This is a genomic window from Sorangium sp. So ce321 (assembly GCF_051530195.1).
GTDB lineage: Bacteria > Myxococcota_A > Polyangia > Polyangiales > Polyangiaceae > Sorangium.
Genome location: NZ_CP150329.1, coordinates 4287333 through 4310749, shown reverse-complemented (window position 1 = coordinate 4310749; position 23417 = coordinate 4287333). Strand labels below are relative to the sequence as shown.

15 protein-coding genes are annotated in these 23417 nt (G+C 72.5%); 4 read left to right on the top strand and 11 right to left on the bottom strand.

Features of this window, described 5'->3' with window-relative positions:
• The first annotated feature begins 178 nt into the window (after positions 1 to 178).
• Positions 179 to 1225: a serine/threonine protein kinase gene (locus tag WME89_RS16530; protein WP_438010106.1), complete on the top strand. Its 1047-nt coding sequence runs from the start codon at positions 179 to 181 to the stop codon at positions 1223 to 1225.
• 70 nt (positions 1226 to 1295) lie between these two features.
• Here WME89_RS16530 and WME89_RS16525 read toward each other — a convergent pair whose 3' ends face one another.
• The 10 genes from WME89_RS16525 to WME89_RS16480 form a co-directional block, all read right to left on the bottom strand.
• Positions 1296 to 1781, bottom strand: a complete 486-nt coding sequence (locus WME89_RS16525; protein WP_438010105.1) for an SET domain-containing protein-lysine N-methyltransferase — start codon at positions 1779 to 1781, stop codon at positions 1296 to 1298.
• A 6-nt stretch (positions 1782 to 1787) separates the two neighbouring features.
• Positions 1788 to 3515: an ATP-dependent zinc metalloprotease FtsH gene (gene ftsH, locus WME89_RS16520; protein WP_438010104.1), complete on the bottom strand. Its 1728-nt coding sequence runs from the start codon at positions 3513 to 3515 to the stop codon at positions 1788 to 1790.
• Between the two features lie 367 nt (positions 3516 to 3882).
• The gene (locus tag WME89_RS16515; RefSeq protein ID WP_438010103.1) at positions 3883 to 6792 is read right to left on the bottom strand and encodes a PAS domain S-box protein; all 2910 of its coding nucleotides are present in this window, start codon (positions 6790 to 6792) and stop codon (positions 3883 to 3885) included.
• A gap of 225 nt (positions 6793 to 7017) precedes the next feature.
• Positions 7018 to 7473 (bottom strand): DoxX family protein, encoded by a 456-nt coding sequence (locus WME89_RS16510; protein WP_438010102.1) that lies wholly within the window; start codon positions 7471 to 7473, stop codon positions 7018 to 7020.
• A gap of 141 nt (positions 7474 to 7614) precedes the next feature.
• The gene (locus WME89_RS16505) at positions 7615 to 8451 is read right to left on the bottom strand and encodes an ABC transporter ATP-binding protein (protein WP_438010101.1); all 837 of its coding nucleotides are present in this window, start codon (positions 8449 to 8451) and stop codon (positions 7615 to 7617) included.
• Positions 8448 to 9380 carry an ABC transporter permease gene (locus WME89_RS16500; RefSeq protein ID WP_438011941.1) on the bottom strand — a complete coding sequence of 311 codons (933 nt, stop codon included), beginning with the start codon at positions 9378 to 9380 and terminating at the stop codon, positions 8448 to 8450. The genes WME89_RS16505 and WME89_RS16500 overlap by 4 nt, the downstream gene beginning before the upstream one ends.
• 2 nt (positions 9381 to 9382) lie before the next feature.
• Positions 9383 to 10813: an ABC transporter substrate-binding protein gene (locus tag WME89_RS16495; protein ID WP_438010100.1), complete on the bottom strand. Its 1431-nt coding sequence runs from the start codon at positions 10811 to 10813 to the stop codon at positions 9383 to 9385.
• A gap of 4 nt (positions 10814 to 10817) precedes the next feature.
• Positions 10818 to 11822, bottom strand: a complete 1005-nt coding sequence (locus WME89_RS16490; protein ID WP_438010099.1) for a HEAT repeat domain-containing protein — start codon at positions 11820 to 11822, stop codon at positions 10818 to 10820.
• 21 nt (positions 11823 to 11843) lie between these two features.
• Positions 11844 to 12128, bottom strand: coding sequence for a 4Fe-4S dicluster domain-containing protein (locus WME89_RS16485; protein ID WP_437626184.1), 285 nt, complete (start codon positions 12126 to 12128; stop codon positions 11844 to 11846).
• An 18-nt stretch (positions 12129 to 12146) separates the two neighbouring features.
• The gene (locus WME89_RS16480; protein ID WP_438010098.1) at positions 12147 to 13880 is read right to left on the bottom strand and encodes a fumarate reductase/succinate dehydrogenase flavoprotein subunit; all 1734 of its coding nucleotides are present in this window, start codon (positions 13878 to 13880) and stop codon (positions 12147 to 12149) included.
• A 660-nt stretch (positions 13881 to 14540) separates the two neighbouring features.
• Here WME89_RS16480 and WME89_RS16475 point away from each other — a divergent pair.
• From WME89_RS16475 to WME89_RS16465, 3 genes are all read left to right on the top strand, one after another.
• Positions 14541 to 18989 carry a serine/threonine-protein kinase gene (locus WME89_RS16475; protein WP_438010097.1) on the top strand — a complete coding sequence of 1483 codons (4449 nt, stop codon included), beginning with the start codon at positions 14541 to 14543 and terminating at the stop codon, positions 18987 to 18989.
• Positions 18986 to 20269 carry a patatin-like phospholipase family protein gene (locus tag WME89_RS16470; protein WP_438010096.1) on the top strand — a complete coding sequence of 428 codons (1284 nt, stop codon included), beginning with the start codon at positions 18986 to 18988 and terminating at the stop codon, positions 20267 to 20269. Before WME89_RS16475 ends, WME89_RS16470 begins: the two co-directional genes overlap by 4 nt.
• Before the next feature lie 330 nt (positions 20270 to 20599).
• Positions 20600 to 21991: a PAS domain S-box protein gene (locus tag WME89_RS16465; protein ID WP_438010095.1), complete on the top strand. Its 1392-nt coding sequence runs from the start codon at positions 20600 to 20602 to the stop codon at positions 21989 to 21991.
• A gap of 70 nt (positions 21992 to 22061) precedes the next feature.
• On the opposite strand, the gene WME89_RS16460 is transcribed toward WME89_RS16465, so the two are convergent.
• On the bottom strand, positions 22062 to 23417 hold the full coding sequence (locus tag WME89_RS16460) for a hypothetical protein (protein ID WP_438010094.1): 1356 nt from the start codon (positions 23415 to 23417) through the stop codon (positions 22062 to 22064).

The following is a 23417-nucleotide window of genomic DNA, read 5'->3' as shown; positions in this document are numbered from 1 at the left end:
GCCGCAGGGACCGCGCCCACGAGGCCCGCCCGTTCGCCAGGGCCGGCGCCGCGCGCCTCGCGCGGCGGCCGCGCTGCGCCCGCGTCCGCGAGCGCAGCGACCGTGTCCGGAGCGCGCGGCGCGCGCGGCGAAACTTCTCATCGAGCGCGGCGCCGGTTGGTGCTCAACTCCTCGCACCATGAGCGCCACCACCCCGACCGACCTCTTCCTGTCGCTGACCCCGCACAAGGTGATCGAGGCCGTCGAAGCCGCCGGCGTCTTCTGCAACCGCGTCTGCTACCCGCTGAACTCGTTCGAGAACCGCGTTTACGAGGTCGAGCTCGAGGACCGCACCCGCATCATCGCCAAGTTCTACCGCCCCGGTCGCTGGACGCGCGAGCAGATCCTCGAAGAGCACCGCTTCCTCGCGGAGCTCGCGGAAGCCGAGATCCCCGTCTGCCCGACGCGCCCGTTCCCGGACGGCGAGACGCTCAAGCAGATCGACCACATCCAGTATTGCCTCTTCGAGCGCATGGGCGGCCGCGCCCCCGACGAGCTCGGAGACGAGCTCTTCACGCGCCTCGGCCGGCTCGCCGCCCGCATCCACAACGTGGGCGCGGGGCGGACCGCCGAGCGCCGCGTGCGGCTCTCCGCCGACACCTACGCGCGCGAGGACCTCGGCTGGCTCGCCGAGCGCAAGGTCATCCCCGCGGCCGTCGGGCGGCGGTACATGGCGGCCGCGCGCGCCGTCGCCGACGCGGCCGAGGAGCGCCTGCGCGGCGTCGACGTGCACCGCATCCACGGCGATCTGCACCCGGGCAACCTGCTCCTCCGCGACGGCGCGCTCCGCGTGCTCGACTTCGACGACATGGTCGTCGGCCCCGCCGTGCAGGACCTCTGGCTCCTCCTCCCCGGCCGCGACGCGACCGCCCGGCGGCAGCGCGAGCTGTTCCTCGACGCCTACGAGGAGCTGCGCCGCTTCGATCGGGCGACCCTCGGCCTGATCGAGCCGCTGCGCGGGCTCCGCCTGATCCACTACGCCGCCTGGATCGCGCGGCGGTGGCACGATCCCATTTTCCCGAGGACTTTCCCGCACTTCGGCACGGAAGCGTACTGGCGAGACGAGGCGAGCTCGCTCGAAGAAGTGATCCAGCTCACGCGCGCAGGCGATGCCGGCGGGCCTGGCGGGGGCGAGGAGGAGGCGGCGCCGCCGAGCGGGGGCAAGTACTTCTGGGACCTGAACTGAGGGAGCACGGCGCCGCGCGCGCCGCCGGCGGCCCCGCACGCGCCGCCAGTGGCCGCGCGCGGGGCTCCGCTCAGCGGGCGCCGCTCGACGGCGGGGCGCGCTGCGCGAGCTGGCGCGCGATGTGCGGCGCGACGCTGTGCCCCGAGAGCGCGCCGGGCGGCAGCTGAGAGGCGCCCGCGATCTGGCCGAGGCAGCGGGCGCTCCCGCAGTGGCACTCGAACGGCGACGCCATGGTCCACTCCGTGGAGGGATAGAAGAACGTGACCTCGTCGCCCGGCGCGATCGGCCGCAGCGCGACGAGCGCGCGCCGCTCGACGTCGAAGCAGGCGTTCGGATCGCAGCTGTGGTTGGTGAACGCCAGGAACCCTGGCGTGAGCTCGATGTGCTGGTGCTCCGAGACCTGGAGCGTCATCCGGGACGGCCGGTCGTGCACGGCGGCGCCGCCGAAGGTCACGAGCACGTCGCCCGCGGCGAACGCCACGAGGCTGCGGACGCAGCGCTGGCCGTGCCGATCGCGGGCGTCCCGCTCGAACCGGGGGTCCTCGGCCGGTGCCACGGCGGCTCAGGCGGCCTGGTGGGTGGCGCGCTGCCGTCGATCGGCCGGGAAGCAAGCCTCGATCTCGTCGCTCCCGAGCGTCTCCTTCTTGAGGAGCGCGCTGACCAGCGCCTCGATCTCCGCGCGACGGGACTTCACGATGTCGATGGCGCGCGCGAGCTGGGCGTCCGTGAGCGCCCGCGCCGTCTCGTCGACGCGGTCGAGCAGGGCGGGGCTGCGCGACGGGTGCCCGTCGCCGACGCAGATCGGGCCGAGGTGGCTCATGCCGAGCTCCGCGACCATCTTCCACGCGATCGTCGAGGCGCGCTGGATGTCGTCCGAGGCGCCGGCCGTCATCGTCCCGAGGACGACCATCTCGGCGGCGCGGCCGCCCATCAGCATGCAGATCTGGTCCTCGAGGTACTCCTTCCGGTACATCAGCCGGTCCTTCTCGGGCAGCGCCTGCGTGACGCCGAGCGCGCGGCCGCGCGGGAGGATCGACACCTTGTGCACCGGATCGCAGTTCCGGGCGAGGAGCCCGACGGCGACGTGCCCGGCCTCGTGCACGGCGGTCGCGTGGCGCTCCTCCTCGTCGACGAGCACGCCCTTGCGCTCGAGGCCCATGAGCACCCGGTCGCGCGCGCGGTCGATGTGAGAGGGGTCGACCGCCTCGGCGCCCTCGCGGGCCGCGAGGATGGCCGCCTCGTTCAGCAAATTCGCCAGATCGGCGCCCGAGAAGCCGGGCGTGCTGCGGGCGATGTAGCCGAGATCGACCTCGCCCTGGAGCGGGATGGGCCCGGCGTGGACGTTGAGGATCTCCTCGCGGCCGCGCACGTCGGGGAGCGGCACGGTGACCTTGCGATCGAAGCGCCCCGGCCGGAGCAGCGCGGGGTCGAGCATGTCGACGCGGTTGGTCGAGGCGATCACCACGATGCCCGTCGCGTGGTCGAACCCGTCCATCTCGACGAGCAGCTGGTTCAGCGTCTGGTCGTGCTCCGCGGAGGCGGAGTCGCCGTGGCCCTTCGCGCGGGCCCGCCCGACGGCGTCGATCTCGTCGATGAACACGATGCACGGGGCGGCCTTGCGCGCCTCGGCGAAGAGCGCGCGCACGCGGGAGGCGCCGACGCCGACGAACATCTCCTGGAAGCTCGACCCCGACGCCGAGAGGAACCGCACGCCCGCCTCGCACGCGACAGCGCGCGCCAGCAGCGTCTTGCCCGTCCCGGGCTCACCCGTGAGCAGCACGCCGCGCGGGGGGCGGCCGCCGAGGCGCGCGAAGCGCTCGGGGCTCTTCAGGAACTCGACCGTCTCGGCGAGCTCCTGCTTGACCTCGTGCATCCCCGCGACGTCGGCGAAGCGCACCGGCGACCGCGCGACCCCGGCCTTGGCGTCGGAGAAGTTCTTCGGGCTGCGGCGCCGGCTCACCGTGAAGAGCGCGAAGCCGATCGCGGCGAGGACCACCACCGGGAGCACGGCGGCCGCGGCCCGCGACCGCTCCTCCCGGGAGGCGAAGTCGACCGAGGCGCCGGCGCCCGCGAACCGGGAGACGAGCTCCTGCCGGAGCGTCGGCTCGTCGACGACGGCGGTCACGGCGACGCCGCCCGCCTGGCGAACGAAGAAGCGATCGCCGCTCACCTCGACCGCGGTCGCCTGCCCCGACTGCGCGATCTGGAGCAGCTCGGTGTACGTCGCCGCACGCTCCCTGGGCGCAGCGCGGAGCGCGAGCCCGAGGGTCACCGCGAGCACCACCCCCATGATCCCGAGTACCCAAAGCCGGCGACCCGCGGGCCCCAGCCGCCTACCCACGTGCAAGAACCAGGAATTCACTGCTGCGCCACCTCACTACCCCGACGTCGGGCCGGAGCGGATCTAAGGTGTAGCAAGGATACGGACCTCAGGAAGTTCCTTCTGCGATCATTCTGAGCGGCCTGAACGCAGAATACTGCGAAAGGATGGTGGTACCGAAAACGAGAACGCGGAGAACCGACAGGCCTGTAATGAAACTCGCGAATATGCTGAAGAGCTCGCCATGTAATTGACGAGCTCTTCAGTCAACTGCAGAGCTTGCCAACCAATCTGCCGTCCATGATCGACCTCTCCGCGGGAGAGGCCAGCGGGACGGCTACGTTGCGGCTGCGTCCGCGGCCGCTCTCGCGAACGGTATCGAGAAGTGGAATGTCGTCGTGGCCCCGGGGGTGCTCTCGACGGAGATGCTCCCTCCGTGGGCCTCCACGAGCCCCCGCGTGATGTAGAGGCCCAGGCCGACCCCGCGGACGCGGCGCGGCCCGCTCCCGGGCGCGCGCGAGAAGCGCTTGAACAGGTGCGGGAGAACCGCTTCTGCGACGCCCTGACCCCAGTTGGTGACAGCGACGCGCGCGCCGGCCGCCTCGGCGCGGACAGCGACGACGATGTCGCGGCCAGGCTCACCGTATCTGGCGGCGTTCGAGAGCAGGTTGGTGACGATCTGCTCGAGCCGCCCCGGGTCCGCCCAGACGGCGGGAACGCCGTCCTGCACCTCCAGACGCACGGCGTGGCCCGCGGTCGCCCCGGTAGACATCTCGAGGATCTCGCCGAGCTGCGCGCGAAGATCCACACGGCGGCAATCGAGCGTGAGCTGCCGCGCCTCGATGCGCGAGGCGTCGAGGAGGTCGTCGATCATGCGGCGCAACCAGTCGACCGAGGCGCCGATCCTCCCGAGCTGCTTCTCGCCCTCCACGGCGAGCTGCGCGCCGAACCGCAGGCGCAGGAGCTGGCTCGCTGTCGCGATGGCCTGGATGGGCTGGCGGAGGTCGTGCGCGATGACGCCCGTCCACTCCTGGCGCTGCCGCTCCAGCTCCTTGAGCGCCGTGATGTCCTGAAAGACGGCGATAGCGCCCTGGATCTCGCCGCGCTCCGAGCGCACCGGCGCGGCGTTGACCAGCACCGGGACGAAGGCGCCCTCGGCAGGGCGAAAGAGCAGCCCCTCGGTGCCCGTCACGACCTCCCCGCGGCAGAGGGCCCGGGTCATCGGACGCTCGGACCACTCCGCGGGTTCTCCCGAGGGCCGCCGGTGGTCGAAGAGCAGCGAGTTACCCCAGGGATCGAGCTCGCCCGCGCGGTGGATCGCATACTGGAGCGCGATCCTGTTGCACGTGACGAGCCGCCCCTCCGCGTCGACCAGGAGCGCCGCCTCGGGCATCTGCTCGACGACCTCCTGGAGCCGCTGGCGCTCGCTCGCCTCGGAGCGGTAGAGGCGCGCCGCCTCGATCGCGCCGCAGGTCCGCTCGGCGAGCAGCGCCACGACGCGCTCGTCATCCTCGTTGAACGGCGGGCGGCCGGGGCGCTTGCCGAGGTAGAGATTCCCCACCGTCCGGTCGTGGAAGCGGAGCGGCACGCCCAGGAAGGCGTGAATCGGCGGATGGTGCCGCGGCAATCCGAGGAAGTCAGGGTGCGCTCGGATGTCGTCGACCCGGACCGGGCGCTCGCCGCGGGCCACCGCGCCGAGGAGGCCGACGGGCCGCGGAGGCGTGCCGAGCTGCGCTGTCTCCTCCGCGGCGAGGCCGCACGGGACCCACGGGTCAAAAGGCCGCCGGTCGTCCTCCGCGATGCCGACCGCCGCGTAGTCGGCGCCCGAGATCGCCTTCGCGTGGAGCGCGATCACCTCGAGCACGGCGCGCAGCTCGGAGCGCGGCAGGCTCGCGAGGGCCTCGGACACCGCCACGCTCGCGGCGCCGATGGCCTCGAGCTGCGATCGGAGGCGCCGCTCCGCCGCGTGGGCGCGATCGACCACGGCCTGCATCGCCTTGCGACGCCCGATGTCGCGGCAGATCCCGGAGAAGCCGGTCATGCGCCCCGCGTCGTCCGCGATGGTCGACACCGTGATCTCGACGTCGATGGCCCTCCCGTCCCTGGTCCGGCCCACGATCTCGAAGGGCTCGAGGCGCTCGCCGCGGCGCAGGCGCTCGAAATCCGCCTCGATCTTTTGCGCGTGCTCGGGCGGGTGGAGGACGGACACCTTGCGCCCGATCGCCTCCCCCGCGCTGTAGCCGTAGAGGCGCTCTGCGGCCAGATTCCAGCTCAGGATGGTCCCGTCGAGGTCGGTGCCGATCACCGTGTCGTCCGAGGAGCGCATGAGGGTCGCGAGGAAGGCGCGCTCGTCCTCGGCCCGTCGCCGCGCCTCGTCGAGCTGGTCCAGGCGCGCCGCGCTGACCCAGAGCACCGTCCCGAGGAAGAGCGTCGTGACGGCCGAGGCGAGCGAGAACGACGCCGCGATGGGATAGGCCCCGAGATCTGCGCCGATCAGGAAGAGACGACCGAGGACGATCGGGACGAGGACGACGAAGGGCAGGAGGCGCCGCAGGAGGACGCCTCCGGGCGCGCTGGCCATCAGCACGGCGAACGCGCCGCAATCGGGCCGCGCCGCGAGGATCCCGGCAGACAGCGCGAGCAGGGCGACCGCGGCGTGGAGCGGCATGCCCGTGAACGGGAACAGCGGCGGCAGCCCGTAGAAATAGCCGACGCCGAGCAGGTAACCGCTCAGCACGGTCAGCGCGAGCGCCACGACCACCAGCACGCACCGCACCAGGCGCCGGCAGGCGCGCGGCGTCTGCACGGGCAGCGCCAGGAGCGCCGCGCCGATCAGGGCGAGGCCGAGCGCGGTGTTGGGCGACGGCCTGCCGGGGAACTTGCTCGGGAAGTCCACGCGCGCCGGGAACAGCAGGCGATCGACGCCGAGATCCCACCCGAAGACGTACTGCGCGAGGGAGGCGAGGGCGAGCGCCGTGACGGCGGCGGCGCTCGCCAGCCCGAGCCGGCGGAGCGGCGCTGGACGCCCCTCGCGGCCGAGCAGCCCGAGCGAGAGGCCGGCCAGGATGAAGCCAAGCGCGGCGTTGGGCACCATGCCCGGCCAGCCGCGCGCGATCGAGATGAGCGCGATCTCCCGCGTCGCCCAGCCCAGCAGGGCCGCGCATCCCGCGAGGACCGAGCAGAACGCCCCGACCGCGACACCGAGCGGCGCGCGGTTCGATCGCCCGGTCGACCCACCGTCCCCCATCGAGGTCCCCTCCCGTCAAATCTATAATACCGGGCCAGGGCGCGGTGCTCGGTTGCGCGGCGGGAAATGAGGCTCGCGCGGCGTGGCCCGAGCCGATGCGAGGAGCGAGGAGCGGGCGCGCTCCAGGGCACCCGGACGCCGGGCGCGCCCTCCGCGCGCGGCACGCGGCTCGCTCAGCGAGCGACGCCCCGGCGCGGCGCCTCGCGCGCCCTGATCACACCGAGATCACACCGCGCGAGAGCGCGCGGCGAGGGTCCGCTCCTTCGTCCCGAAGATCGCCGCGTCGGCGGAGAACCTCCCCGGCCCGACGAGGAGCAGCACGAGGGCGATGCTGAAGTAGACCGCCGCCACCTCGTAGGAGGAGGCCCCCATCGCGAAGAATGGATCACCGCGCATCAGGTGCGTCGCGACCGCGACGGCCATGGTGGCGGCGATGCCCAGCGACGCGAGCGGCGTCAGGAGGCCGAGGATCCACGCGAGGCCGCCGCCGACCTCCGCGAGCGCGGCCAGCGCCTGCAAGAACCCCGGAACGGGCGCGGTGGGCCCCATCCAGCTGAAGGGGGCCTGGATCTTCCCCCAGCCGTGGAAGATGAACGCAATGCCGGTGACGACGCGAAGCACGAGCAGCGCGGCCGAGGCCGAGGACGGCAAGTCGGTCACCCGCAGGAATCTCTTGAGCATCGGGGATAACTCCTCTCCGCTCGGTAGTAAGGAAAATCGCATGCAACATCAAGCGGGTACGCCCCGATCCGGCGCGCCGGGACGCGAGGCGCCGCGCCCCGGTCGCCGCGGGATGGCCCCGGCGAGCCGGCGCGCCGCGCTTCAGGCGCTCGGCCGCTGGTCGTGGCCGCGCGCGGCGCTCGCAGGGGCCGCGGCGGCCGCGCGCTCGTCGCTCAGGGCCTCGAGGCACCGCCGCTTGATCGACGCGAACTCGCTCGAGCCCACGATCGCGGCGCTCCTCGGCCGCTCGAACGGCACCGTGATCTCGGCGCCGACGCGGCAGGGGCGGCGGGTCATCAGGGCGATGCGGTCGGAGAGGAAGATCGCCTCGTCGATGTCGTGCGTGACGAACAGCATCGTCGTGCGCACCTGGCGGAAGACGTCGAGGAGCAGCTCGTGCATCGAGAGCCTCGTCTGGGCGTCGAGCGCGCTGAACGGCTCGTCCATCAGCACGACCTTCGGCTCGTTGATGAGGACGCGCGCGATCTCGACCCGCTGCTGCATGCCACCGGACAGGTGCGCGGGATAGGCGTCCTCGAACCCCGAGAGCCCCACGAGGCCGAGCAGGCGCCGCGACGCCTCCGCGCGCTCGCGCGCCGGGACGCCGCGCATCTTGAGGCCGAAGCCGACGTTGTTCAGCACCGTCTTCCAGGGGAGCAAGGAGCACTGCTGGAAGACCATGCCGCGCTCCGGCCCGGGCGCCTCGACGCGCTCGCCGCCGACGAGGATGCTGCCGCGCTCCGGCGCGACGTACCCGGCGACGGCGTTCAGGATCGTCGACTTGCCGCACCCGGAGGGGCCGAGCAGGCTCACGAGCTCGCCGCCCTCGACGGTGAGATCGAGGTCCCGCACCGCCTCCGTCCGGCGCCCGCCCGAGCCCAGCACGACCGACAGGCCCTGGATCTCGACCCTGCCCCCCGAGCTCACGCCGGGCCTCATCGGCTCTTCTCCTCGGGCCGGTGCCACGGCGTGAGCCAGGCGCCGACCCGCTGGACGAGCGCGCTGCTGAGCATGCCGAGCAGGCCGATGAGCAGCATCCCGAGGACGATGTCCGGGTAACGCTGCAGGTTGTACGACTCCCACGTGAAGTAGCCGATGCCGTACTGCCCGCCGATCATCTCGGCGGTCACGAGGCAGAACCAGGACGTGCCCATGCCGATGCTCATCCCCGTGATGATGCTGGGCAGCGCGCCCGGCAGGACGACCTCGAGGAAGAGGCGGAACGGGCGCGCGCCGAGGCTGCGGGAGCTCGCGATGAGCCGCGGATCGACGCCGCCGACGCCGTGGATCGTCGCGAGGAGGATCGGGAACAGCGCCCCCATGTAGGTGATGAAGATCATGCTCATCTCGGCCGACGGGAACATCAGGATCGCGAGCGGGATCCAGGCGACGCCGGGGATGGGGCGCAGGAGCTCGAGCGGCGGCAGGAGGGTGTCCTCGGCGAGCCGCGACCTGCCGATCACGAGCCCGAGCACGACGCCCGTGACGCCCGCGGCCACGAAGCCCGCGAGCGCGCGCAGGAGGCTGTTCTGGAGGTGCAGCCAGAGCTTCGGCGAGGCGAAGAGCTCGCGGGCCGCGACGAGGACGTCGGTCGGCGCCGGCACGTTGACGAACGAGACGACCCCGAGGTCCGCGCGCGACGCCGCGGCCCACTGCCAGAGGGCGACGCACGCGGCCGCGGAGAGGGCGCGCAGCGCGGCGCGGCGCAGGTCGCGCCCGGGGCGCCGCTCGCGGACGGCGCCGCCGGGCGCGGGGGACGCGCGGCGCCCGGCGGCGCTCGCGGCGCCCTCGGGCGCGGGCGCGAGGGTCGCGCGGCGCGCGCGGCTGCCGAGCGCGGGCCCGGCCGGCGCGCTGGGCTCGGACACCATCGTCATGGCGCCACCGCCGTGAGCTTCGCGGCGTCGGCCCGCAGGGTCGCGAAATCGACGACCGACGCCGCGTTCTCCGACGCCCACCGCTCGGCTTCCTCCTTCGCCAGGAACGCCGAGACGCTGCCGTCGGGGCGCCTCGCGTACCACGCGCGGTCGGCGAGGAGCTTCACCCCGCTAGCGCGATCGTGCACGAAGACGACGCGGACCTCCTTGCCCTCGGCGGTCAGCTGCCGCAGCGCGGCGAGCGCCGACACAGGGCTCCGATAGGCGCGCACCTTCGGCTCGCCCCTGACCCAGATCTGCGCGGCCTGGGTCGGCTCGGAGATCGGCTCGCCGGACAGCGCGTCGCTGCCGGAGAGCGGGAGCTTCGCGTAGCTCGCGAGCCGCGCCTCGTAGTCGAGCCCGAGCTCCTCGGCCGCGCGCCGGATGAAGCGATCGTCCACGAACGTGCCCACGTCGAGGCTCGTGTCCGTGCGCTTCAGCAGCGTGAGCGTGTCCACGGCCACCTGGAGGGCGCGGCGGACCTCGGGCTTGATCGTGAAGTCGCGCGTCTGGATGCCGAGGGGGCCGTGGAACATGTAGGCGACCTCGGCGTTCACGCCGGTCACCTTCTCGATGAGCTCGCTGTACTTCTCGGGCTCCTCGGCGAAGAGGCGATCGGCCTCGAGCGCCGCCTTGAGGAACGCCACGACGATCTCCGGGTATTTCTCCGCGTAGGCCGCGCGCACGAGCACGCCGTGCGCCGTCGGCACCTTGACGCTGGATCCGTCGTAGATCTTGCGGGCGATGCCGCGGAACGGGAACAGCTCGGCGAACGGGACGAAGTCGGCGTGCGCGTCGATCTTGCCGGCCTTCAGCGAGGAGCCGCCGACCTCCGGAGACTGCGAGACGAGCGTCACGTCCTTGTCCGGGTCCCAGCCGAGGTCGCGGATCGCGCGGAGCAGCATGCCGTGGGCCGACGAGCCGAACGGCACCGAGATCTGCTTGCCCTTGAGGTCCTTCAGGCCCTGGGCCGGGGAGTCGACCGGCACGACGACGCCGTTGCCGCTCCCCAGCGCGCTGCCGGAGAGGGTGGAGATGAAGAGGCTGCGGCTCCCCTGCTTCTGGAACGCGACCCCGTTCAGCACGCCGGGGAAGTCGGCCATCGCGCCGATGTCGAGCTTCTCGGCCACCATCTCGGTCGTCAGCGGCGGACCGGAGGTGAAGTCCTTCCACTCGATCTCGTAGGTGACGTCCTTGTACTTGCCGTCCCTCGGCAGGTGCTTCTCGAGCAGCTTGAGCTCCCGGATCAGGAGCCCGCCGGTGGCGCAGTTGATGGTCGTGTCCTGCGTCCCGATGGCGATGCGGATCGTCTGCTTCGCGTCCGGCTTGCACGAGAGGCCCACGAGGACCACCGCGAGGAGCAGGAGCGCGCGGATACCATGCATCATCGACTCAATCCCTCGCGAAGGTCTCATGTCGTCCGGCTCCGGTGCGGATGGCGTCGAGCGCGCGGGACGCCGCCTTGCGCACCTCGACGTCGGCGTCGCCGAGCAGCCGGTGCAGCGGCGCCTCGGCGGGCGCCGCCCGGAGCTCGCCGAGCGCCTGGGCGGCGGCCTTGCGCAGATCCGGGAGGTCGCTCCCGAGCAGCCGGATCAGGTCCGGCGCGGCCGAGGCGGCCCGGAGCCGGCCGAGCGCGAGCGCCGACTCCTTGCGGACCTGCCAGGCGCTGTCGTCGAGCGCGCTCCGGAGGTGCGGCGCGGCGAGGCCGTGCGCGGAGCGGCCGAGCACGATGGCGGCCTCGACGCGGACCCGCCAGTCGGGGTCGGACAGCAGCTCGGCGAAGTCCTCGGCGAGCGTGGGGGCGCCGGGCGTGTCGAGCGCGCCGCCGGACGCGTGGAGCGCGTCGAGCGCGCCGATCGCGACCTGCCGCACCTGCGCGTCGGGGTCCCGGAGGCGGGCGCGCAGGGCAGGCGCCGACTCGGGCCGCCGCAGGTAGGCCAGGGAGAGGACCGCCTCGCGCCGCACCTCGGGCGCAGGGTCCTCGAGGGCGCCCTCGAGGTGCGCGAGCGCGCGCGGGTCGCGGAGCTCGCGGAGCGCCACGATCACCGAGGTGCGCACGAACGGCTGCTCATGACGCACTGCGTCGATCAGGTACGGGGCCGCCTCGGATCCGCGGATCTCGCGGAGCGTGGCGGCGGCCGCCTCGCGCACGTGGGTCTCCTCGTCCTCGAGCGCCCCGATGATGGCCGGCACCGCGCGGGGGTCGCCGAGGTCCTCGAGGTGCCCGAGCGCGAGCGCCCGCACGGTCGGGTCCTCGTCGCGGACGGCCGCGATGAGGGGGTGGATGAGCTCCGGATCCGAGAGGTCCTCGAGCTGCGCCAGCGCGAGCTGGCGCGCGCCGGGGTCCGGATCCCGCAGGGCGCTCTCGAGCTCCTGCGCAAGCGAAGGCTGTGTCATGTCGTCTCTGCCTCCGGGCCGTTACCGGATGAGAAAGGGGATCTTCACGGTGATGGCCTCTTTGGGGCAGTCGATCTCGCACGCGAGGCAATACCAGCACTCGTCGTAGGCCATGTGCGCCTTGCCCGTGGCGGGGTTGACCGCGAGGCAGTCGACAGGGCAGGAGTCGATGCAGATGCGGCAGCCCTTGATGCAGGACGCCTCTTCGACGACGACCGGCAGATCGAACCGGACGACGGCCTCGGCGTTGCCCACCGTCCTGGCGCGCTGGGCCTTGACGGACTCTCTATCAAGCAGGTGACCCATGGATTGACCTCGTGCGCGTCAGAGCGACGCGCTTTGCTCCTCGGACGGGATGCGCAGCCGCTGGTACGTCCTGCGCTCGCCGTCGTCGATCGGGAAGAGATACGGCTCCACCGGCCGCTTGAAGGCGACCATCTCGCCGTCCTCGCCCCTCTTCAGGTTCACGTGCGCGAACCACCGGCGGTCATCCATCTCGGGGTAATCGAGCCGGTAATGGTAGAGGCCCCAGCGGCTCTCGGTCCGGAACAGCGACGCGCGCGCGGCCATCTCCGCGCAGTCGCGGATGAAGTGGCACTCCATGACCCGCATGAGCTCGTGAGGGCTCGACGCGGTGACCTCCTCGAGCTCGTCCCGCGCGCGCATGAAGTACTCGAGGCCGAGCGTCATCCGGTTGCCCGTCTTGGGCGGCTGCAGGTAGTCGTTCACGAGGCGCCGCACCTTGTATTCGTACTGGTGCGGGGCCACCCCGCTCTTGCGGGACAGCGGGGCGAGGATGCGCTCGCGCTCGGCGTCGACCGCCGAGGCGAGCGGCTCGACCGCCGGCGTGCGATCGAGGTAGCCGAGCGCGCTCTGGGCGCAGATCTTCCCGTAGGTGAGCGCGCCGAGCAGGTAGTTGTGCGGCACGCACGCCATGTCGCCGGCCGCGTAGAGCCCGGGCACGGTGGTCTCGCCCTTCTCGTTGACCCACACCCCCGAGGCGCTGTGCCCGCTGCACAGGCCGATCTCGGAGATGTGCATCTCGACGAGGTCGCTCGCGTAGCTGTGCCCCCTGCCCTCGTGGAAGCGCCCGCGGCTCGGGCGCTCCGTCTGGTGCAGGACGCGCTCGACCTCCGTGATCGTCTCCTGGGCGAGGTGCGTCAGCTTCAGGTAGACAGGGCCGTTCGCGGAGTGGAGCTCCCGGTAGAACTCGAGCATCATCTGCCCGCTCCAGTAGTCGCTCTCGATGAAGCGGTGCCCCTTCGCGTTGACCGTGTGTCCGCCGAGCGGGCCGGTCACGTAGGCGCACGCGGGACCGTTGTAGTCCTTGATGAGCGGGTTGATCTGGAAGCACTCGATGCCAGAGAGCTCGGCGCCCGCGTGGTACGCCATCGAGTAGCCGTCTCCGGCGTTCGAGGGGTTCTCGTACGTGCCATGGAGATAGCCCGACGCCGGCAGCCCGAGCCGCCCGGAGGCGCCGCAGCAGAGGATGACCGCCCTCGCCTTGATGACCTCGATATGGCCCTCCCGGGTGTCGAAGCCCATCACCCCGGCGACCTGCCCGTCGGCGACGAGGATCCGCGTGGCCATGACGCGGTTGACGACGCGCACCCCGGCGCGCTTGACCATGCGCGTGAGGATCTTCTTGAGATCGTAGCCCTCCGGCATCGGGAGGACATAGCTCCCGTTGTGGTGGACCTTCTTGACGTCGAAATCGCCCGAGCGCGTCTTCTGGAACTTGACGCCCCAGGAGTCGAGCTCCTGGATCATCGCGAAGCTGTTGCGCGCGTATTCATAGATGGCGCGCTGGTTCACGATACCGTCGTTGGCGACCGTGATCTCCTTCACGTACTGCTCGGGAGTCGAGTGCCCGGGGATGATCGCGTTGTTCAGCCCGTCCATGCCGATCGCGATCGCGCCGCTCCGCTTGATATGTGCCTTCTCGAGGAGAACCACTCTCCCGCGCGGGAGCCGCTGCTGTGCCTCCACCGCTGCAGTGGAGCCTGCGCTTCCGCCGCCGACGACGACGACGTCCGCCTCTGTCACGCGAATGTCCATTGCGAGTCCTCAGGTATTCAGGCGCGCGCGCACGCAGACGACCCCGCCACGGAAGGTTCCAGTGGCCCCGGGTCGGACGCCCGGCGTCTCCTATCGCAGACGCGCCATCCGTTTTAACAGACGAGGACTTCCTGGGCAATCGCTTTGTGTCGCCCGGGCAGCAGTCTGTGGCTCTGGGGCAGCAACGGGTGGCTCTGGGGCAGCAACGGGTGGCTCTGGAGCAGCAACGGGTGGCTCTGGAGCAGCAACGGGTGGCTCTGGAGCAGCAGCGGGTGGGGCTCCCGGGCCGCAGCCGTGACGCTCAAGCAGCAGCCGTGCCGCTCGCGTCGCAGCGGCAGCCGGCCGGGGTGAAGCGCAGCCCCGGGGTGCCTTGCAAGCGAAAACTCAGGGCCGGCGGGGGACGGCGGCGCGACGCGCGACCGCCGAGCCGCGCCGCGCAGGCAGGCTCACCGCCCGTGCGGATCCCCGACCCGCCCAGAAAGATTCGCCTTTCCACCATGGTTGTCTCCCCGAAGGCGGGGGCGGGACGCTACCATGCAGGGCAACCCGTAGTCCTCCCATGGATCGGGGGAACCGCGCGCGGTCCTTCTTCTCATCGGTCACCCTGATCCGCCGCGCCCGGCGCCTCCCAGCCACGGCGCGAGCGCGCCGCTTCGCTGCATGGCCAAGCACCCGTCCCAGCTCGCCGACCTAGAGATCCAGCGCCGCCTCGGCGCTGGCGGCATGGCGGAGGTCTTCCTCGCCAAGAAGCGCGGCGCCGAGGGCACGTACAAGCTCCTCGTCGTCAAGCGGATCCTCCCGGCGCACGGGTCGTCGCGGCGCTTCCGCGCGATGTTCGTGGAGGAGGCGCACCTCGCGACGCGCCTGAACCACCCGAACATCGTCCAGGTCTACGAGTTCTCCGACCACGGCGAGGACGGGCTGCTCCTCTCGATGGAGTACGTCGAGGGCTTCGACCTCGGCAAGCTGATGCGGGCCGCCCAGCAGAAGGAGTCGCGGATCCCGCCGCTCGTGTCGGCGTTCATCGTCTCCGAGGCGGCGAAGGGGCTGCACTACGCGCACGAGCGCAAGGACGAGGGCGGGATGCCGCTCGCGATCGTCCACCGGGACGTCTCGCCGCAGAACGTCCTGATCTCGTTCGAGGGCGTCGTGAAGATCGCCGACTTCGGCATCGCCAGCGCGAACCTCTTCCGCGAGGAGCCCGGCGTGCTGAAGGGCAAGTTCGGGTACATGTCGCCCGAGCAGGCGCGCGGCGAGCGCGTCGACAGGCGGAGCGACATCTACGCCCTCGGCGTCGTGCTCTACGAGCTGCTCGCCATGCGCTCGCCGTACGGCAAGCTCGACGACGAGGCGCTCCTCCAGGCCGTCAAGGAGGGCCTCTTCGACCCGCCGTCCGCGCACGCGCCCGACACCCCCGCGGAGCTCGAGGCGATCGTGATGCGCGCCATGGCGCACGCGCCCGAGGACCGCTTCCAGACCGCGCGCGACCTGGCCGGGGCGATCGCGCGCGTGCTGCTCGCGAAGCAGGAGCTCGTCGACAACGCCTCGGTCGAGCAGACCGTCGCCCACCTGCTCGGCCGCGAGCGCGAGCAGGACGCGCGCGCGAACGCCGCCGCCGAGGGCGCGAAGCAGGAGGAGCAGGACGAGGGCTCGGTGGTGCAGCCGCAGACGCTCGCGGCGGTGCCGGCCGCGCGCACGGGCGGCGAGGCCGAGGGCACCGGCGCGCCGCGCGTCGTGCGCGAGGTGCGCCACGTGGCCGTGGTCACGATGCGCATCGAGGGCGTCGACGCGCTGCTCGGGGCGCAGGGGCGGCTCGCCGGCAAGCGCAGCGGGCGCTCGATCCGCACGACGCTCGACGCGATCGCCTTCAAGCACGGGGCGATCTGGTCGTGGGAGTCGCACGCGAGCGCGCGCGCCGTCGTGGGGCTGCTCGCGAACCCGTCGCGCGCCGCGGCCGACGCCGCGTCGCTGGCGGTCGACGTGCACGAGGCGCTCGCGGGCGCGTCGGAGGACCTGCCGGTCGAGCTCCGCGCCGCGATCGGCATCGTGCGCGGCATCGCGTACGGCGAGCGCGACGAGCAGGGGCACCTCATCAACCACGCGCTCAAGGAGCCCGCGAACTTCCTCGCCGAGCGCCTCGGCAGCCGCACGCCCTTCGGCAAGACCTGGGTCGCCGGCGGCGTCTACCGCCTCGTCCGGCGCGACTTCCGCTGGGGCGACGCGCCGTCGCTCGACCTCGACGACGCGCGCGGCTACCAGGTCCCGCACCAGATGCGGCTCTACGCGCTGCAGCGCCCGCTGACGCGCGAGGAGCGGATCGCGGAGATCGCGCTCTCGCCGAACGACCTCGTCGGGCGCGACGCGGAGCGGGCCGACCTGCACGCGGCCTACCACCGCGCCGTCTCGCCGCCCGTGAAGGGCATCGTCGAGCCCCCGTCGCGCTTCGGCGAGAGCGAGCCGCCGCCGAGCCGGCCGAGCAAGCCGCCGAGCCCGCCGGGCGGCGCGCTCCGGGGCCAGTCCGTGGCGCGCGTCCTCGTCGGCGAGATGGGCATCGGCAAGAGCGCGCTCGTCTCGACGTTCCTCTCGGAGCTCCCGGGCGAGGCGCGCGTGCTGCACGTCGAGTGCTCGCCGGTGAAGAGCGAGCTGCCGCTCGCCACGATCTGCGACGTGCTCCGCGACGTCACCGGGATGGGGCTCGACCACACGATCGACGACGCGGCGCACGTCATCCGCGCGCTGCTCGGGCCGATCGCGCGCTCGCCGCTCGGGGCGCGCATCGTCACGCGCCTGGCCGAGCTCGTCACGGGCAAGCAGCTCGACCACCCCGAGGAGGACGCGACGGCCTACGGCCGCGACACGGTGGCGCGCGGCGTCAAGTACCTGCTGGGCTCGCTGGCGCGCCACCAGCCGCTCGTCGTGGTCATCGACGGCCTCCAGTGGGCCGATCGCCCGAGCCTGGAGCTCATCTCGGAGCTGCTGAAGCAGCGCTCCGAGCGGCTGCCGGTGCTCGTGCTGCTGCTCACGCGCCCCGAGGAGCGCGTGACCCCGTTCATCGAGGGGCTCGTGCGGATCGAGCTCCGCGGGCTCAGCGCCGAGGAGCAGATGCGCCTCGTGGAGGCGCGCCTCGGGGTGCGCGAGGGCGTGGCCGCCGTGTGCGGCGAGCTCGTGCCGCGCGTCGCCGGCAACCCGTTCTTCCTGCTCGAGATGGTCGACGCGCTCCTCGAGCGGGGCACGCTCGAGATCGTCGAGCACCCGGGCGGGCGGCACGAGCTCGTCCGCCACGACCGGACCGGCGACCGCGGCGAGCCGCTCCCGTCGACGCTGGAGCAGCTCATCGGCGACCGCCTGCGCGAGCTGCCGCCGGCGGAGCACGACGTCGTGAACTGGCTGGCGGTCGCCGGGGGCCCGCTGCTCAAGGACGACATCCTGAACCTGACGCGCCTCGCGGACGACGAGGCGGTGACGCGCCTCTGCGCGCGCGGCCTCTGCGATCGCCGCGCCGGCGCGGTGGACTTCCGGCACCCGCTCGTGCGCGACGTCGCCTACCTGGCGCTCGACAGCGCGAGCCGCGTGCGCATGCACCGGCGGCTCGGCGAGCACCTGTCGACGACGCCGCTGGCGCAGGGGCTCTCGGCCGCCATCGTGGCGCAGCACCTCGCGCGCGGCGAGGCGCCGGGCCCGGCAGCCGAGCTCTACCTCGACGCGGCGCGGGCCGCGCGCGCCGCGCACCAGGCGCAGCTGTCGCGCCGGTACTACGAGCGCGCGCTGTCGCTCCTGCCGACCGGCGACACCCGCCGGATGATCGCGCACGAGGCGCTGGAGGCGATCTTCCGCCACCTCGGCCGCCGGCGCGAGCGGCGGAAGCACCTCGCGGCGCTGCGCCAGCTCGCGAAGGAGAGCGGGCAGGCGCGCTGGGCGGCGCTCGCGCTCGTGCGCACCGCGCGGCTCGACCTCGACGACGGCCACCTCGCCCGCGGCCTGCCGGTGGCCCAGCGCGCCGCCGAGATCGCGCGCATCGCGCGCCGCCCCGCGCTCGAGGTCGAGGCGCTCACGATCCTCTCGGAGGTGCTGCGCGAGCTCGGCGACGTCCAGGGCGCGATCAGCGCGGCCGACCGGGCCCTGCGCGTGACGCACATGGGTGGGCTGACGCCGCGGGCGCGCGCGGAGGTGCTGCGGACGAAGGGGGTGCTGCTGCGCCGGGTCGGCCGCGTGCAGGAGGCGGTGGAGGCCTACGCCGAGGCGATCGCCGTGTTCCGCGCGGTGGGGGCGCGCCGCAGCGAGGCGCGCGCGAAGAACTCGCTCGCGGTGGCGATGTTCGTGCTCGAGCGCTTCGAGGACGCGATCGCGGTCGGGCTCTCGTCGATCTCCATCGATCTCGCCATCGGCGGGCGTTTCCAGATCGCGAAGACGCTGAGCAACATCGGCCACGCGTACGCCAAGCTCGGCGACACGCCGCGCAGCCTCGCGTACATGAAGCGGGCGCGGGAGGCGCACGAGCGCTATGACGATCAGGACGCGCGGGCCGACACGCTCCTCTGCTCGGCGGGGATCCTCCTCGAGGCGGACGAGCTCGACGCCGCGTACGCGCTCTGCGCCGACGCGAGCGTGCTCATCGCGGTGACCGGCAGCGTCTACGACATGATCCACGAGCGCAACGTGCGCGGCCTCATCGCGAGGGCGCGGGGCGATGTCCAGGAGGCGATCGCGAACGCCTCCGAGGCGCGGCAGCTCGCCGAGTCGCAGGGGCTGATGAGCTACCACGCCTACGCGACGGCGATCGAGGCGGCGGCGCGGGTGGACGCGGGCGAGGTGCACTCCGGGGTGCTGCTCGCGCGGACGGCGCTCGGCGCGGTCGAGGCGAGCAGCTCCGAGTACGGCATCGAGGTGCGCGACCTCTGCTGCGCGGCGCTGCAGAAGGGCGCGCCGGCGAGCGCCGTGGACGCCTACCACCGCGCCGCGATGCACGTGCGCCAGGTGGCCGGCTACATCCGCGACGCGCGGCTCAAGGCGCTGTTCCTGGAGCGCACCGTGGTGCGACGCATCCTGGCCGCGGAGGCGGAGGGTCCGGCGGCGGGGCAGGACCCGCTCCGCCGCGGGGAGATGGCATGAGCGGTACCGGTACAAGGACAGCGACGAAGCCGCGACGGAAGGTCGCGGTGATCCTCTCGGGCGGCGGCGCGCGGGGCGCCTACGAGGTCGGCGTGATGTCGTACGTCCTCGACGCGTTCGCCCGCCTCCGCGGGGCGCCGCCGCGCATCGACATCCTGTGCGGGACGTCGGTCGGCGCGGTGAACGCGTGCTACCTCGCTGCGCACCTCGACGACCCGACGCTGGGCGTCCGGCGGCTCGTCAACCTCTGGACGCAGCTGAAGCTGGAGACGGTGCTCGGCTTCGGGGTCCGGCAGGCGATCTCGCTGCCGAAGCTCCTGTTCGGCGGCGGGTCGGAGGGCGTGGGCCTGTTCGACGTCTCGCCGATGCAGAAGCTCGTCGAGCGCGAGATCCCGTGGCGCGCGATCGCGCGCACGCTGCGCCACGGCTACCTCTCGGCGGTCAGCGTGTCGACGACGGAGATCGGGACCGGCCGCACGGTGATCTTCATGCAGACCGGGCCGGACGGCGCGCTGCCGACGACGGCGCCGCCGCGGACCATCATCCGCGGGGCGCTGATCGGGCCGCCGCACGCGCTCGCGTCGGCGGCGATCCCCATCCTGTTCCCGCCGGTGCGCATCGGGCGCGACCTGTACATGGACGGCGGCGTGCGGCAGAACACGCCGATCGCGCCGGCGCTCCGGCTCGGGGCGACGCACGTGCTGGCGATCGGCCTGTCGCGGGAGGTACGCAGCATCGACGCGGGCGACAGCGGCAAGCCGCCCGGGATGGCGATCGTGCTCGGCAAGGTGCTGAACGCGTTCCTGCTCGACCATATCCAGACCGACTTCGAGGTGCTGACGCGGGTGAACCACATGATCGAGGACGGCGAGCGGGCGTTCGGCCCGGATTTCCTGCACTCGATCAACGGGGCGGCGGCGCAGCGCGGGGCGCTGCCCTACCGGCGGGTGGAGACGCTGGTGGTGCGGCCGAGCGTGGATCTCGGGCGCCTCGCCGCGGAGCACGTGAAGGCGGGGAAGATGCAGGGCGGGCCGGCGATGATGCGGCGGCTGCTCTCGCTGGTCGACGTGGGGGCGGAGAACGACGCGGATCTCGCGAGCTACCTGCTGTTCGACGGGTCGTTCACGAAGAAGCTGATCGAGCTCGGGCGGGCGGACGCGGAGGCGAGGCGGCACGACGTCGCCGATTTCTTCGGGAGCGCGGCGGAGGAGGCGGAGCCGACCCTCTCGGACAGCGCGGAGTGGTCGATCCCGCCGCCGGTGGGTCCAGGCGGCGCCTAGCACGACCGGGCGAAGCTCCTCCTCGGAGGACAGGAGCCTCGCCCCGCGCGCGGCCAGGGCCCGGCGGAGACGGGCTCCATCCGGTCCCGCCAGGGGCGCGCTCGGGGGCGAAGTGCGCTGTCCAGCGCGGGCGCTCCACGAGCAACTCCACTCCTCGCATCGCGACAGACACGTCGCCGGCGCCGCGCCCGTGAGCGGGCGCCTCCGCGCGCCTGCCCTTGCCTTTTCGTGACGCGAGAGGGCAAGATACGGTGTGGTGGAGCACCTGCGACCTCCGGATGCGCGCCGTCGTCCGAAGAGCGGGCACCTCCACCTTCGAAAGAAGCGTATATGATAACGGAACAGGCGGTCGATCCCTCCGTCGTGCACCCGAGCCGGCCTCGCTGGGACGACGCGAAGCTGGCGGTCATGGCCGAGGTGGCGCCCGTGGCGATGATCGTGTGCGACCGGGAAGGCGTCGTGCGCTTCTGGAACCGGGAGGCGGCGCGGCTGCTCGGGTGGGCTGAAGCGGAGGTGATCGGCCGGGAGCTGCCCTGCCTCGGCCACGCCGAGGTCGACGCCTGGTGGGAGCCCCCGGGCGCGGGCGCGTCGATCGCGGCGCGAGGCGTCCGCAAGGACGGCTCCGGCGTCGCGCTGGAGATCAAGCCGGCGGTGGTGGGGCGCGACGCGTCGGGCGCGGCCTCCGCCGTCGTGGCCGTCCTGCGGGAGGCCGGCGACGAGCGGCGCCCTGGGGACGCCGCCGCGAGATCGGGGGCGAGCGAGGCGCTCCGCGAGAGCGAGGAGCGCTTCCGCATGGTCACCCTCGCCACCCAGGACGCCATCTACGATTACAACGTCGTGACCGGCGCGGTGTGGCGCAGCGACTCTTTCGAGAGGATCTCGGGCCAGCCCGAGGAGGTCTACGCGGACGCGAGCTGGTGGCGCGAGCACCTCCACCCGGACGACGTGAACAACGTCACCGAGGCGCTCGGGTCGGCGATGAGCTCCGGCGCCAGCAGCTGGACCGCGGAGTACCGCCTGCGCCGCGCGAACGGCGAATACGCCGTGCTCGTCGATCGCGGCGTCCTCCTCCGGGACGCGGGCGACAAGCTGATCAAGGTCGTCGGCGCGGTCTCGGACGTGACCGAGCAGCGGCGGCTCGAGGCGCAGGTGCAGGAGTCGATGGTCCGGCTCAAGGCGGCCGCCGAGGCGCTCGAGGAGCAGAACCAGCGCCTCGAGGAGGAGATCATCGAGCGCATGCGCAGCGAGGAGAGCCTGCGCGCCCAGAACGAGGCCATCCGGCTCATGTCCGCGCCCGTGGTCCAGGTCTGGGATCACGTCCTGGCCCTGCCGCTAATCGGCTCCATCGATGACGTGCGCGCGTCGCGCATCACGGAGACGCTCCTCGAAGAGGTCGTGAGGACACAGGCCAGGTTCTCGATCATGGATCTGACGGGCATCGAGAGCGTCGACCTGGCGACGACCAAGCACCTCCTGGACATGATGCGGGCCATCAAGCTGCTCGGGACGCGCGGGGTGGTGTCGGGCATCTCGCCGCAGATCGCGGCCACCATGACGGAGCTCGGCGCCGAGACGCAGGGGCTCGTCACCTTCGGCACCCTGAAGGACGCGCTCCGCTACGCGATCGGCGCGGCAACGCGCGCCGCGGCCGCGCCGCTGCCCCGCCCGGGCCCGGCGGGCGGGACGGGGGCGCGGACCGCGGGGCCGCCGGGCCGGCGGTGACCCGCTCGGCGGGAGGGCGCCTGTCGGGGAGGGCTGCGCCCGGAGCGCGCCGCGCGGTCCGGGCGTTGCGTCAGAGGACCTTCAGGAAGGCGATCAGGTCGGCGCGCTGGCCCCTCGAGAGGTGGATCGGGAATCGCCTGCCGTCCTTCGAGTCGTTGTAGAAATCGCTGTTGAAGTAGTCGACGACCTCCTCGATCGACATCGCGGAGTTGTCGTGGAAGTACGGGGCGTTCCGCGCGAGGCGCCGGAGCTGCGGGACCTTGAAGCGGCCGACGTCCTCGAGCCGACCGGTCGTGGCGGCCAGCCCGATGTCCTTCTTCACCTCGAACGGGACGATGACGCCGTCCTCGTCGACGAGCGGCAGGACGATGGGCTCGAAGGCGCCCCCGCCCGCGTGGTGAGAGAACCTGAGCCCGTGCCGGTTCCGCTCGGAGACGCCGATGTTGAACGTCCGTGTCACGCTCGGCCCGAAGACGGGGTTCTTGACGTCCGTGTCGCCGTTGCCCAGCGCCTCGACGTTCGAGAGGTTGTTGAACACGTTGGGCACGTTGTGGCACGTCATGCAGGATCGCTCGAATACCTTCTTCCCGCGCTTCTCTGCGTGCGTCGCGATCGCGACGGTGTAGAACGGGTCGCGCGCCAGCTTGCGGAACATCGGGTCCGACGGGTCGCGGAGCGCGGCGAGCCGCGGATCCGAGAGCTGGGAGAGCTGGAACGCCTCGAGGTCGTTGCCGTCCTGGACCGTGAAGAGGTCGTCGAACCGCCTGTCCGACTCCTGCGTGTGGCTGAAGACCGCGCCCCGGTCGGTCTCGAACATGGTGCGCGCGCGCGCGTCATGGAGGAACCCGTTCGAGAAGGCCAGGTTGACCAGCCGGATCGACTTGCGCCAGAAGAACACCCTGCGGAACGGGTCTTCCTCGGCGCGCTGGAGGTTGAAGCGGTTCGGGCGGTACTTGACGAGGGCCAGCTCGTCGAGGTTGCGCAGGCCGTCCGGATCGCCCTGCGCGTCGCCGTGGAGCCCCGTGAAGAGCGCGTCGTCGAGGCCCACCGACGCGGACAGCGGGGGGGCCGGGAGCCCGAGCTCCACGACGAGCCCGCGGTGGCACGTGAAGCACGTGCGCTGGTTGCTCACGACCGTGCCGCCGAAGGCCAGAGAGGGCCCCTCGAAGATCGCCTGGGTCTTGTCCTCCGTGTCGGCGTCCGCGGCGAGGCCGAAGAGGGCGCGACCGCGCGCCGGATCGGCCCCGGGCTGGATGGGATTGAACCGCAGGGTCTCTTCCAGGTGCAGGTTGTACGTTCCGCTGTTCGTGGCCCGGATCTCGGACGCCGCCCCGCCGAGCAGCTCCTGGTCGTCGCGTGAGCCGCACGCCGGGAGGGTAGCCGCGGCGAGGGCGGCGAGGAGGAGGCGCGAAGGTCTCGTCGTCAT